The organism is Roseovarius halotolerans, assembly GCF_900172255.1.
Taxonomy (GTDB): Bacteria; Pseudomonadota; Alphaproteobacteria; order Rhodobacterales; family Rhodobacteraceae; genus Roseovarius; species Roseovarius halotolerans.
Genome location: NZ_FWFU01000001.1, coordinates 777,254 through 789,344, shown reverse-complemented (window position 1 = coordinate 789,344; position 12,091 = coordinate 777,254). Strand labels below are relative to the sequence as shown.

Genomic DNA, 12,091 nt, shown 5'->3' with positions numbered 1-12,091 from the left:
CGTCACACCAGCGATACGAGCACACGGACAAAGACGCTGCGAATGCGTGCGCCTGCGATGGATGCGGTGAGAAGGATGTAGAGCCAGACGCGGCGACCCGACAGGACGACCCAATTGAACCCACCGACTGCGTCACTTGACTCATTCACTCACTGTCAAATCCTCCTCGCGCGCCGGATGCCTTACAGGTCCAGCGGCGCCTCGGAAAACCAGCTGCGCCTACAGCGCAACGTCTTCACGTTGCCCAATAGAGGCTTTTCACCTGTTGATAGGCGCGCATCCCTTCAAGACCCTTTTCGCGTCCCAACCCCGACAGTTTGAACCCGCCAAAAGGCGCCGCGATCGAAAGCTGCTTATAGGTATTGATCCAGACGGTCCCCGCCTCAAGCGCACGGGCGACCCGCCAAGCGCGACGGTAGTTTTCAGTCCAGATCCCCGCAGCCAGCCCGTAGACGCTGTCATTCGCCGCCGCAATCAAGGCATCTTCGTCTTTGAAGGTCATGAAGCACAGCACCGGACCGAAGATCTCCTCCTGCGCGATGGCGGACGCATTGTCTATCCCGCCTATGATCGTCGGTTGGAAATATGCACCCTCGGCGAATTCACCACCAGCCGGGCGCTGTCCGCCAAACAGGATCTCGCCGCCTGCCTCCACGCCTTTCGCAACGAACGCTTCCACCCGGTCCCTGTGCGCAAAGGATGCCAGCGGTCCGATCATGCTTTCTGGGTCGGCGGGCGGCCCCAGTCGAAGCGCTGCCGCCTGTGCGATCAGACGCTCACGAAACGCATCCGCGACCGACTCTTCGACAAACAGACGCGATCCGGCAACACAGGACTGGCCGGTGCCGCCAAAGATGCCGTTGGCAACGGCACTGGCGGCGGCATCGAGGTCCGCATCGGCAAAGACGATATGCGGCGACTTTCCACCAAGCTCCAGGATCAGCGGCACGAGACGCGCTGCCGCGCCGCGTGCGATGCTCTGGCCGGTGGACGTGCCACCGGTAAAGCTGATGAGGCCGACGCCGGGATCTTCGACCAGTGCAACCGCAGTCTCACGCCCCCCCGCTATCACCGACAGCAACCCTTCCGGCAGGCCAGCCGCGACGACACATTGCCCGAGCGCCAGCGTCACGAATGACGTGGTTTCGGCCGCCTTCAACACCACGGCGTTGCCTGCCGCCAGGGCCGGGGCGATCTTTTGCGCACCCATGGTCAGGGGCGAGTTCCATGGCGTCAGCGCGGCCACCACACCCACGGGTTCGTAGACCTGCATCGTGAAGTAGGCCCCGCGTGCGGGTGGCATCGACTCTTCACTGCATTCGCATACTGCGGCGTAGTAGCGGAATATTCCGGCAGCGGACATTGCCTGCGCTCGGCTCTCCTTGCGGGTCTTGCCGTTCTCGCGCATCTGCAACTCGGCGAGGTGATCCGCCTGACGCTCGATCTCGTCCGCGGCGCGCGACAAGACGCGCGCGCGTTCGTGCGCCGGGCGGTCGGCCCAGCCGCTCTCACGCACGGCCTGCGCCCCGGCCCGGACCGTCGCTGCCACCTGCGCCGGGCTCGAGGTGCCGACACGACCCATAAGCTGCCCGTTGGCCGGATCCACGACGTCAAGCGCGGGACCATCCCCGGCCACCGGGCGACCGGCGATCAGCAGATCCTGGATATGATTGACCGGGGGGATTACGGCCTCCGCTGCAAGAAGCGACATCTTAGGTTCCTTCCTTACGTTCCGAGATAGGCAGCCCGAACCTCCGGGCTTTCCAGAAGCTCGCTTCCGGTGCCTGTCAGCACCACCTTTCCGGTCTCGAGCACGATGCCTGTAGACGCGAGCGACAGCGCCATCTGCGCATTCTGCTCGACAAGCAGCACAGTCATCGACATGTCCCGGCTGATTTCCTCGATGATCTTCGCCAGTTCGGCCACGATGATCGGCGCGATCCCCAAGGATGGCTCATCCAGCAGAAGTACCTTGGGCCGCGCCATCAGCGCGCGACCGATCGCGCACATCTGTTGCTCGCCCCCTGAAAGAGACCCGGCCATCTGGCGTCGCCGCTCCCTGAGCCGCGGGAAATAGCCATAGACGCGCTCCATCATCTCGCGCCGGCTGGCCGCATCGGGCACGGTATAGGCGCCCATCAAGAGGTTTTCCTCGACCGGCAGCCGCCCGAACAGGCGCCGCCCCTCTGGCGACAGGGCGACACCATGGCGCAGCGGGTCGCCCGGCTTGGGCGACATGACCTCTCCGCCGACGACGATCTCGCCCTCGACCGGCTGAAGCAGCCCGCAAATGGCTTTCAGCACCGTGCTCTTGCCCGCTCCGTTGGAGCCGACAAGCGCAGCGATCTGGCCTGCGGGCACATCGAAACTGACCCCGTGCAGGGCGCGGACCGGGCCATAATTGACCACGAGGTCACGAACGGAAACCTCACTATGCATGCTCTGCTCCCAGATAAGCCTCGATCACCTTCGGGTCGTCGCGCACCACATCCGGTGCGCCTTCGGCGATCTTTTCGCCGTGATCGAGAACGATGATTTGATCGCAGATCCGCATGATCAACCGCATGTGATGTTCCACCACCAGAACGGACATGCCGAACCGTGCCTTGATCTCGCCCAGCATGGTCGCAAAGCGGTCCACCTCGTCAGGGTTGAGACCGGCGGCAGGCTCATCCAGCAACAGCAGCGACGGGCGTGTGGCAAGGCCGATCGCCACGCCCAGGCGCTTCTGGTGGCCATAGGCCAAGGTGCCCGCAATCCGCTCGGCATGATCACTCAGATCAAGCGCATCCATCACCTCGTCGACCGTTTGGTTGGCGTCGCGCTCGGCGGCGCGCGCCTTTGCACCGCCAAAGATCGCGGCACCAAGCCCGAGAGGATGACGCAGCAGCGCTCCGCGCAGGATGTTTTCACGCACGGACACATCGGGAAAGGTCGTCGCCGCCTGAAACGTCCGCGCCAGCCCGTGTTCCACGACCTGGTGCGGCGAAAGCCCACCGATATCGCGCCCCTTGAACCGGATCGTCCCGGAGGTGGCCGGCAAGGTTCCGGTGATGAGGTTGAAGCAGGTCGTCTTGCCCGCACCGTTTGGCCCGATCAACCCGGTAATCGCACCTTCCTCAGCAGCAAAACTGACATTCGACAGAGCCGCCAGGCCACCGAACCGCTTGGTCAGGTCGCTGACTTCAAGAACCGCACTCATGGCCTGCCCCCTTTCGCTCGCGCGATCTGCGCCGGCAATCCGGCCAGCCCCTGGGGCAGGAACCGCAACACCGCGATCAGCACGACACCGTAGATGATGTGCTGGTATTCGACTGCCCCGCGCAGGAATTCGGGCAAGGGCGTCAGGAACAGCGCGCCCACAAGCGGCCCCCAAAGCGCCAGCCGGCCGCCGGTGACCAGCATGATCACATAGGATACCGACAGCTGAAATCCGAAGGTCTCGGGCGAAATGAAGCCGATATAATGCGCCAGCAACGCTCCGGCGAACCCGGCAATGGCGCTGCCGATGGTGAAGGCCAGGTTCTGCGTCCGCGCCGTCGGAATCCCCGAGGATTCAGCGAGCGTCAGGTTTTCCTCCACCGCGGCGAAGCGGCGGCCAAGCTGTCCGTTACGGATCAGCACGAGCAGGCCCATGACCAGCACAAGGCAAATCAGCATGAAGGGATACACGTCCTGATGACGGCTGAGCGTCTGTCCGAAGACCGATATCTTGGGAATCCCGACGATGCCGCTCGATCCCCCGGAATACGCGGGGATGTCCAGCATGACGAGGCGGAACAATTCGTTCATCGCGAAGGTGATCAGCACGAAATAGACCCCCCGCAGCCGCAGCAGCGGCGACCCGATGAGAAACGCTACCGTTCCGGCAGCCAATCCGCCGGCAGGCAGGCCCAACAGAACCGGCACATCCAGCCGCGTGACCAGCAGAACCGACGTATAGGCGCCGACCCCGGCAAAGGCCGCATGCGCCAGCGAAAGTTGCCCGACCCACGCGATCACGGCCAGCCCACCCGTTGCCATGGCCGCAATGCAGACCATGATCGCGATGTGGAAGTGAAAGGTGCTGCCGGTGAACCAGGGAATCATCGCCGCGCCGACAAGGGCCAGAAGCCAGAGCAGGTTGGCGGGCCGGGCACGATGTGTGGAAATGGTATCGGCGGTGTTCATGTTTCCGCCCTCCCCAGCAATCCGGCGGGCCTCACCAGAAGCACACCGATGACCAGTGCAAAAGTCACGATATCGGCGGCCGAGGCACTGATGAAGGACGAGGTGAAGCTTTCGATCAGCCCCAGCAGGATCGCGGCCAGCGCCGCACCGGGGATCGATCCGAGTCCGCCGAGGATGACGACGATGAAGGCCTTCAGTAGCGGCGTTCCCCCGATAAACGGCGACACGCCGAACAGCGGCGCCATCAGCCCACCGGCCACCGCGGCCAGCGCGACACCAAGGCCAAGTCCCAGCGGATACATGATCTCGAGCCGCACACCGAAGACCGCCGCGACCTCCTGATCCTGCACCAGGGCGCGCAATGCCCGACCATGCCGCGTATGCATCAGGAACACATAAAAGACGAGCAGGATCACGATACCGATGCCAAGCGCCAGAGCGCGCGATTTCGGCACGATCAGCGCGCCCCAGCGGAACACGCCCGAAACCAGCGAAGGAAATGCCTGCGGGTCCGGTCCAAACAGGATCAGCGCACCATGCTGAAGGATCATCGCCAACCCGAGCGAGGCGATCATTCCCGACAGCTCGTCGGCGCGGAATGGCCGGAACACGAGCCGCTCCACCACAGCCCCCAACAGGATCGCGAAGGCGATCGTCAGGGCCAGCGTGATCGGAAAGGGTAAGCCAAGCCAGGTCACACCGATCAGGGCGCAGAACGCACCGATCATGTAGAATTCGCCGTGCGCGAAATTCACGATCCGCATCACGCCGAAGGCGAGCGTGAACCCGATCGCCATCAATAGGTAGAGTGTGCCCAGGATGACCCCGTTAATCAGGGATTGGGCGATAAGAAAGCTCACGGGAACCGTTCCTTTCGCATGGGGCAGCGCGCGCCGCCACTGGGCGACGCGCAGCCGTTATGGGATGGATTACTCGCAGCCGTCCGAGGTGCAGCGTGCCACGATCACTTCCTCGCCGCCTTCAACGCGGGCGATATAGAACGGGCTGTCGAGCTGGTGGGCGATGCCGTAGCGATCCTCGCCCGTCCAGTTCATCGTGCCGAGAATCCCCTGATAGTCCGAGATGTTCTCCAGCGCCGTCTTGACGGCCTCGGTATCTTCCACAGTGCCTGCGTCGCGCATCGCCTGGAACAGCATTTTCGTGCCATCGTAGAAGAAGGGCGAAAAGCCGTTCATCGGTTCGTTATAGGTCGAGGTGAACCGCTCTTCATAAGCCTTGGCCGACTCGACGCCGGGATCGAATGCCGAATGCACGAACATCCCTTCGGTCGCCGCTTCGCCGGCCACGTTCACGATTTCCTGCGTGGCAGGTCCACCCGTGCGCAGAATGACGCCCTCGAAACCGAGGTCACGCGCCTGCTGCACGATCTGACCCGCCGTCGCCGGAGAGTTACCATCCAGTTCGATCGCATCCACGCCCTGCGCAATGATCCGCGTCAGCAGCGGAATGAAATCCACGCGATCACGCTCGAAGAACTCGGTTGCGGCCAGCGTGGCTCCGGCCTTTTCATAGGCCGCGCTCAGGTCCTTGGCGATGGCCTCGCCGGTCTCGTCCTTCGGGAACAGCGCGCCCACGGTCTTGACCTCCTGGGTCTTCACGATCCAGTCGATCTGCGGTTGCGCAACTTCGGCCGTGGTCGGATTGGGGCGGAAGGTATAGGGCTTCTCGGGCGACAGCGCCTGGCCGGTAAAGCCAAGCGTCATCGTGATGACGCCATTTTCCTCGGTGATCGGCTGGATCGCCAGGATCGGGGCCGACCCCACGGTGCCGATGATGTATTTCACCTCGTCCTCGAAGACGAGCCGGTTCGCCGCCGTAACCGCCTCGTTCGCCTTGTAGGCGTCGTCATAGGCGATGATCTCGACCTTGTATTTCGTACCGTCGACCTCAAGACCGCCGTCTTCATTGACGTCCTCGGCGGCAAGTTCGGCCGCGCGCATCATGCCTTGGCCCCAACTCGCGCCAGCACCGGACAATGTGACCAGTGCGCCGAGCTTGAGTGTCTCCTGCGCCATCGCGCCGCCCGATATCAGGGCGATGGTCGATGCCGCCGCAAGAAGTGTATTGCGTTTCATATTAACGTTCCTCCCGTTTCATGATTGGTGATGCTCCGCCGCGGCGCGATGCGCCGCCGGAGCCGGTCCAGCGATCTCCTCCAGGACCGGGATGAGGCTGCGGGCAAACTGTCCGTAGTTCTCGCTCATTGGAAAATGGCCCAGCCGCTCCATCACGATGGAATGACAGCCGGGAATAGCGTCCGCCGTGGCCTGCATGTCTTCGGGACGACACGAGAAATCATACTCTCCCGCCATCAGCCACAAGGGGCAGCGCCCGGTATCGATCCGCGCGATGGCGTCGCGCAGGTCCCCGTCGACGCGATAGAACCACAGGTCGCCCTTGAACACGCCGGGGCCGCCTTGCATGTAGTGCCAGAGCGTTTCATGGCGGTCGGCCTCTGGCCCCCCGGGTGCGATCAGTCCCGATATCAGCGCGGCACAGACCTCGCCGCCATGAACATCCGGCCGGTGCAGCCAGCCGGTGTCATACCAGGGCTCTTGCCATGCGGCGCCCTGCGCGCCGATCAGGCCCCTGAACTTCTCGGGATGATCCGCCGCAAGCTGCAAGACGATCCTGCCGCCGATCGAACAGCCCAACACGACCGGGCGGTCAAGCTCCAGCGCTTGGGATATCTCCAGTATCATGCCGACATAGGCATCGGTGCTGAGGCGATATTCCTCGTCCTGCCATCCCTCGGGCGGGCTTGATTTGCCATGCCAGGGCATATCAAAGGCGATGACCCGGAACTGCGAGGTCACGCGCTCGTCCAGCATCAGGTCGCGGTATTGCCGCCCATCGGCACCAGCCGTGTGCAGACACAGCAAAGGGATCCCCTCCCCCGCCTCTTCAACATAAAGACGCTGCGGGCGGCCCCCAAGATCGAGACGCAGGTAGCGCCCGATGATCGGATCAAAGCGCGCGCTCATGACTGATGCGCTCGCGGCAGGGCAAGGATATCCTTGATCACCTGCAAATGCCGCATCAGCGGGGTGAAATCGCCCTCGATTCGCATCCGTCCACGCCGAGCCATGCCGAAGATGTCGAACGCGTCGGGTGCCGGGACAGATTGCCAGTGATCCAGCCAAGCTGCGGGCGCGGCGCGCAGCGCCACATGCCACCCTTGCATGGGGCCGTCCATCGGCTGAATGTCGAGCTTCCCACCGCTCAGGCGCATCCGCACGCTTGCCTGCCCGGCCTCAAGAAGCAGAACCGCCTGGGCAGCAGCCGCCCGCCTGAGCAACGAGGGCTGGCGCAAGATGAGACGGGGAAGGCTGTCGAAAATTTCGATGACCTGATCGCTCATGACTCTCCCCCCCAAGTGTTGCGTTCAGCAGAACTATTGGTCTATTTAATAACGAGTCGATTGGCGAAGACGCAACATGAAATTAGGATATTCCGCAAAATTCCTGATTTCCTCGCGCTCCCAAGGCGCGAAACGAGCGGTTAAAACAGAACAGAAGGTTCAGTATTTTGAGAGAGATGCACGAAACGACCCCCCATCCCGACCCAGGCGCCAAACTGTCATTCGCGGATGTCACCCATGTCGGCGACGGGCTTGACCGCCCGGAATCGATTCACGTTTCCCCGGATGGCGGGCTGGTCGTCTCGCATCGTGCGCGCGGTGTCAGCCGTATCAGCAAGGACGGACGCGTCACGACTCATGGTCCTGATCCGGCTTGGGTGAACGGGGCCGAACTGGTGCCCAACGGAATCGCCCCGCAGGCCGACGGCAGCGTTCTGATCGCCAATATCGGCGAAGGTGGTGGCATCTGGCGGCTGACACGGGACGAGAAACTGGAATCCGTTGTCTCCGTGGTGGACGGGGTCGAACTCGCCGCGGCGAATTTCGTGATGAGCGATTCGGAAGGACGGCTCTGGATCACCGTAAGCACCGTGCAGCAGCCGCGTTTCAACGCCTATTCCGACAAGGTTGCGGACGGCCTGATCGTGCTGATCGAGAACGGCAAGCCGCGCATCCTGGCCGACGACATCTGCTTTGCGAATGAATGCCGCCTCACCCCTGACGGCGGCGGCCTCGTGGTGTCCGAAACATTCGCGCGCCGAATCACCCGATTCGACCTCGGCCCGGACGGGTTGTCGAACCGTCAGACGCTGGTCCAGTTCGGTCGCGGCGATTTCCCCGACGGCATCCGCTATGACCGGGCCGGGAATCTCTGGGTCACCTGCATCGTGTCCAACCGGCTTTGGCGGATCGCGCCGGATGGCTCGGCATGCCTGATCCTTGAAGATCGGGATGACGCGCTGATCGACCGTGTCGAAACCGCGCTCAGCACAGGCAGCATGGGGCGCGAGCATTTCTACGACACCGGCCAAAGCCGCCTTGGCAATATCGCCAGCATCGCCTTTTCCGACGACGAAAGCCGCGCCTATCTCGGGTCGCTTTGCGGCACGTCGATCCTGTCCATTCCCGTGCCCCAAGGAGACTCCGCATGACATCCCGAAAAGAAACGCCCCAGACAGACCTGAAAATCGGTTTCGCCGGGCTTGGTGTGATGGGAGAGCCCATCTGTCGCAACATTCTGCAGAAATCCGGCGCGGCAATGCAGGTGTTTGACCTTTCGCCCGCGCCGGTCGCACGCCTGGCGGAACTTGGCGCAACCCCGGCGCCCAACATCGCCGCAATGGTTGCCGAGGTGGATATCCTGTTTCTCTCGCTGCCGGGTGGCAAACAGGTCGACTCCGTCGTGCGCGGCGAAATCCTGCCAGCCGCCCGCGCCGGTTTGCTGGTGGTCGATACATCGACCTCCCCGGTCGGTCTGACCCGCGAGCTGTCCGAGGAACTGGCCGCAAAGGGCGTGCGCTTTGCCGATGCTCCCGTGGCACGCACACGCCAGGCGGCAGAGGATGGCACATTGTCGATCATGGTCGGCGGCTCGTCAGAGGACTTCGCGACGCTGCGCCCCCTCCTCGCCCATGCCGCCACCGACATCACCCATTGCGGGCCGGTCGGCTGCGGGCAGGTCGTCAAGATCCTGAACAACATGGTCCTGTTTGAAACAGTCGTCGCCCTGTCCGAGGCACTGACCCTTGGCCGCGCGGCGGGCGTCGACGCCGAGCTTCTCTTTGATACCCTGTCCAAGGGATCTGCCGACAGTTTCGCACTGCGCAATCACGGCATGAAGGCGATGCTGCCCGACACCTTTCCCGAAGGGGCCTTCCCGACCAACTACGCATTGAAAGACGTCAGCTATGCGCTCGATCTGGCCACCCTGACCGGCTTCAAGGCGCATGGCGCGGAACTGGCCCGATCACGCATGGAAAAAGCCCGCGATGCCGGGCTCGACAACGCCTATTTCCCCGCCCTGATCCGCGTCATGGACCGCGCACAATGACGCAATGGGATGTCCTCGTCGCCGGCGGCGGCAATGCCGCGCTTTGCGCCGCGATTGCAGCGCGCCGGGCGGGTTGTTCGGTTCTGGTGCTTGAGAAAGCGCCGAAATTCTATCGCGGCGGCAACACAAGACACACCCGCAACATGCGCTGCGCTCATGACGCGGCGACCGGCACCCTGACCGGTCCCTATACGGGCGACGAATTCATGGAGGACCTGCTGCGCGTCACCGGCGGAAACACCGATGAAGCCCTCTCGCGGATGATGATCGCACGCTCGTATGACATGCTCGACTGGATTCAGGAACAAGGCGTACGGTTTCAGCCCTCGCTTGGCGGAACGCTCAGCCTGGGTCGGACGAACTCCTTTTTCCTCGGCGGCGGGCGGTCCATGCTGAACGCGCTTTATCGCACGGCCGAAGGCCTGGGCGTCGTGGTCCGCTATGAGCACGAAATCACCGGGGTCGAGATCGAAGGCCATCGCTTTCGTGCCGCCACCGTCCGACACCAGGACGGTGAGAGCCGGATCGAGGCGCAGACCTTCATCGCCGCAAGCGGTGGTTTCCAGGCGGATATCGACTGGCTCAAGGAAGGCTGGGGCGAGCGGGCGGAAAACTTCCTGATACGCGGCACGCCTTACAACAAGGGAAGCCTCACCCGTGCGCTGATCGACAGTGGCGTTCAGCAGATCGGCGATGCCGCGCAATGCCACGCCGTCGCCATCGACGCACGCGCCCCGAAATACGACGGCGGGATCATCACCCGACTCGACTGCGTGGTTTTCGGCATCGTGGTCAACAAGAATGCTGAGCGTTTCTACGACGAGGGCGAGGATATCTGGCCCAAACGTTACGCGATCTGGGGCCGCCTCGTGGCCGCGCAACCCGAACAGATCGCCTACATCGTTTTCGACGCGCCCAACCTGGAGAAATTCATGCCCTCGCTCTTTCCTCCGGTCGAAGCCGACAGCATTGCCGGTCTTGCCGGGAAGCTATCGCTTGATCCCGCGGCGCTTGCGGACACGGTGGATGCATTCAACAATGCCGTGGTCGGCGGTCGCCCCTTCGACCATACGGAGCCGGACGGAAATCGCACGCAGGGCTTGCCGATCGACAAGACCAACTGGGCGCAGCGGATCGAAACACCGCCGTTCTACGCCTATCCCGTGCGCCCCGGCATCACCTTCACCTATCTCGGCGTGCGCGTCGATGCGCATGCCCGCATGGTCATGGCGGACGGTGCCGTCTCGGAGAACATGTTCGCCGCCGGGGAAATCATGGCCGGGAATGTGCTGGGGCAAGGCTACGCTGCCGGGATCGGCATGACCATCGGCGCCGTCTTCGGACGGCTCGCCGGAGAGGAGGCCGCAGCCCATGTCGCATAGCACCCCTGCCCTGACCGAAGCCAACCGCCTGATGACGGTCTGCAATTCCTGCCGCTACTGCGAAGGACTATGCGCTGTCTTTCCGGCGATGGAACTGAAGCGCTCGTTCAGCGACGGCGATCTCAACCACCTCGCCAACCTGTGCCACAATTGCGGCGCCTGCTATCACGATTGCCAGTTCACGCCGCCGCATGAATTCGCCGTGAACGTGCCCGGCACGCTGGCGCAGGTGCGCAGCGAAAGCTACGCGCATTACGCCTGGCCCGCCGCCGCCCGCCCTCTTTTCGCGCGCCACGGAACGGCGCTGGCGATCGGTCTGACCCTGACGGTCGCGCTGTTCATCGCGGGCTTTGTCGCGGCGGGCGATCCCGGTGCGCTGACATCGGCGCATCTGGCCGAAGGGCGGTTCTATGCGCTGATGCCCCATAACGCGATGGTCGCCCTCTTCGGCGCGGCCTTCCTGTGGATGCTGGTCGCTGTATTCATGGGCGCGAGGGCCTTCTGGCGGGACGCCGGCACACCGCAGATCGGCGCGATCGATCATGCGCATGCTGCACATGATGCGGCGCGCCTGCGCTATCTCGATGGCGGGGGCATGGGCTGTTTCAACGACAGCGACCAGCCCGACGACCGCCGCAAGCTCTGGCACCACTTCACCTTCTACGGCTTTCTGCTGTGCTTTGCCGCGACATCGCTCGCCACCCTTTATCACTACATCCTCGGGTGGTCCGCTCCCTATGCATGGCACAGCGGCCCCGCCCTGCTGGGTATCGCGGGCGGCATCGGGCTGACGGTCGGGCCGCTCGGCCTGCTCAGGGCCAAGCAAACCCGCATGAATGAACTTGGCACCCAAGGGTTTCGCGGCATGGAGGTCGGTTTCATCCTGATCCTCCTCATCACCGGCACAAGCGGTCTGGCCCTCCGTCTCCTCGGAGAAACGCCCCTGCTCGGCCCGCTCCTGGCCCTGCACCTCGGCGCGGTGCTCACATTCTTCCTGACGATGCCCTACGGCAAGTTCGTCCACGGTCTCTATCGCTATCTCGCCCTGGCCCGCCATGCGCGCGACATGCGCCGTCACAGTCTGCAAACGGATTAAGTTGCAATGGA

At 63.4% G+C, this 12,091-nt stretch carries 13 protein-coding genes; 4 read left to right on the top strand and 9 right to left on the bottom strand.

The features are described 5' to 3' along the window. Positions 1–2: 2 nt before the first annotated feature. The 9 genes from ROH8110_RS18640 to ROH8110_RS03850 form a co-directional block, all read right to left on the bottom strand. Complete coding sequence (locus ROH8110_RS18640; protein ID WP_170156445.1) at positions 3–149, bottom strand: hypothetical protein; 147 nt, start codon at positions 147–149, stop codon at positions 3–5. Between the two features lie 86 nt (positions 150–235). Beyond that, positions 236–1,711 carry an aldehyde dehydrogenase family protein gene (locus ROH8110_RS03885; protein WP_085816397.1) on the bottom strand — a complete coding sequence of 492 codons (1,476 nt, stop codon included), beginning with the start codon at positions 1,709–1,711 and terminating at the stop codon, positions 236–238. A 14-nt stretch (positions 1,712–1,725) separates the two neighbouring features. After that, positions 1,726–2,439 carry an ABC transporter ATP-binding protein gene (locus ROH8110_RS03880; RefSeq protein ID WP_085816396.1) on the bottom strand — a complete coding sequence of 238 codons (714 nt, stop codon included), beginning with the start codon at positions 2,437–2,439 and terminating at the stop codon, positions 1,726–1,728. After that, the gene (locus tag ROH8110_RS03875; protein WP_085816395.1) at positions 2,432–3,202 is read right to left on the bottom strand and encodes an ABC transporter ATP-binding protein; all 771 of its coding nucleotides are present in this window, start codon (positions 3,200–3,202) and stop codon (positions 2,432–2,434) included. Before ROH8110_RS03875 ends, ROH8110_RS03880 begins: the two co-directional genes overlap by 8 nt. After that, positions 3,199–4,170, bottom strand: a complete 972-nt coding sequence (locus tag ROH8110_RS03870) for a branched-chain amino acid ABC transporter permease (protein WP_085816394.1) — start codon at positions 4,168–4,170, stop codon at positions 3,199–3,201. Before ROH8110_RS03870 ends, ROH8110_RS03875 begins: the two co-directional genes overlap by 4 nt. Then, positions 4,167–5,030 carry a branched-chain amino acid ABC transporter permease gene (locus tag ROH8110_RS03865; protein WP_085816393.1) on the bottom strand — a complete coding sequence of 288 codons (864 nt, stop codon included), beginning with the start codon at positions 5,028–5,030 and terminating at the stop codon, positions 4,167–4,169. Before ROH8110_RS03865 ends, ROH8110_RS03870 begins: the two co-directional genes overlap by 4 nt. A gap of 69 nt (positions 5,031–5,099) precedes the next feature. Next, the gene (locus ROH8110_RS03860; protein WP_085816392.1) at positions 5,100–6,266 is read right to left on the bottom strand and encodes an ABC transporter substrate-binding protein; all 1,167 of its coding nucleotides are present in this window, start codon (positions 6,264–6,266) and stop codon (positions 5,100–5,102) included. An 18-nt stretch (positions 6,267–6,284) separates the two neighbouring features. Continuing rightward, positions 6,285–7,175 (bottom strand): alpha/beta fold hydrolase, encoded by an 891-nt coding sequence (locus ROH8110_RS03855; protein ID WP_085816391.1) that lies wholly within the window; start codon positions 7,173–7,175, stop codon positions 6,285–6,287. Next, positions 7,172–7,552, bottom strand: coding sequence for a hypothetical protein (locus tag ROH8110_RS03850; RefSeq protein WP_085816390.1), 381 nt, complete (start codon positions 7,550–7,552; stop codon positions 7,172–7,174). The genes ROH8110_RS03855 and ROH8110_RS03850 overlap by 4 nt, the downstream gene beginning before the upstream one ends. A gap of 176 nt (positions 7,553–7,728) precedes the next feature. Between ROH8110_RS03850 and ROH8110_RS03845 the strand changes: the two genes are divergently transcribed. Genes ROH8110_RS03845 through tcuB form a run of 4 tightly spaced genes read left to right on the top strand, consistent with a single transcriptional unit; the run spans position 7,729 to position 12,080 of the window. Further along, complete coding sequence (locus ROH8110_RS03845) at positions 7,729–8,703, top strand: SMP-30/gluconolactonase/LRE family protein (protein WP_085816389.1); 975 nt, start codon at positions 7,729–7,731, stop codon at positions 8,701–8,703. Next, a complete protein-coding gene (locus ROH8110_RS03840; RefSeq protein ID WP_085816388.1) occupies positions 8,700–9,602 on the top strand; it encodes an NAD(P)-dependent oxidoreductase in 903 nt (300 codons plus the stop codon). The genes ROH8110_RS03845 and ROH8110_RS03840 overlap by 4 nt, the downstream gene beginning before the upstream one ends. Next, on the top strand, positions 9,599–10,984 hold the full coding sequence (gene tcuA / locus ROH8110_RS03835) for an FAD-dependent tricarballylate dehydrogenase TcuA (protein WP_085816387.1): 1,386 nt from the start codon (positions 9,599–9,601) through the stop codon (positions 10,982–10,984). Before ROH8110_RS03840 ends, tcuA begins: the two co-directional genes overlap by 4 nt. Then, a complete protein-coding gene (gene tcuB, locus ROH8110_RS03830; RefSeq protein WP_085816386.1) occupies positions 10,974–12,080 on the top strand; it encodes a tricarballylate utilization 4Fe-4S protein TcuB in 1,107 nt (368 codons plus the stop codon). The genes tcuA and tcuB overlap by 11 nt, the downstream gene beginning before the upstream one ends. Positions 12,081–12,091: the final 11 nt, after the last annotated feature.

Bases quoted from the DNA above. Each gene is read 5' to 3' on its own strand.
- ROH8110_RS03880 (WP_085816396.1), bottom strand. From the start codon at position 2,439: ATGCATAGTGAGGTTTCCGTTCGTGACCTCGTGGTCAATTATGGCCCG.
- ROH8110_RS03855 (WP_085816391.1), bottom strand. From the start codon at position 7,175: ATGAGCGCGCGCTTTGATCCGATCATCGGGCGCTACCTGCGTCTCGAT.
- ROH8110_RS03860 (WP_085816392.1), bottom strand. From the start codon at position 6,266: ATGAAACGCAATACACTTCTTGCGGCGGCATCGACCATCGCCCTGATA.
- ROH8110_RS03870 (WP_085816394.1), bottom strand. From the start codon at position 4,170: ATGAACACCGCCGATACCATTTCCACACATCGTGCCCGGCCCGCCAAC.
- ROH8110_RS03845 (WP_085816389.1), top strand. From the start codon at position 7,729: ATGCACGAAACGACCCCCCATCCCGACCCAGGCGCCAAACTGTCATTC.
- ROH8110_RS03875 (WP_085816395.1), bottom strand. From the start codon at position 3,202: ATGAGTGCGGTTCTTGAAGTCAGCGACCTGACCAAGCGGTTCGGTGGC.
- ROH8110_RS03885 (WP_085816397.1), bottom strand. From the start codon at position 1,711: ATGTCGCTTCTTGCAGCGGAGGCCGTAATCCCCCCGGTCAATCATATC.
- tcuA (WP_085816387.1), top strand. From the start codon at position 9,599: ATGACGCAATGGGATGTCCTCGTCGCCGGCGGCGGCAATGCCGCGCTT.
- tcuB (WP_085816386.1), top strand. From the start codon at position 10,974: ATGTCGCATAGCACCCCTGCCCTGACCGAAGCCAACCGCCTGATGACG.
- ROH8110_RS03840 (WP_085816388.1), top strand. From the start codon at position 8,700: ATGACATCCCGAAAAGAAACGCCCCAGACAGACCTGAAAATCGGTTTC.
- ROH8110_RS03850 (WP_085816390.1), bottom strand. From the start codon at position 7,552: ATGAGCGATCAGGTCATCGAAATTTTCGACAGCCTTCCCCGTCTCATC.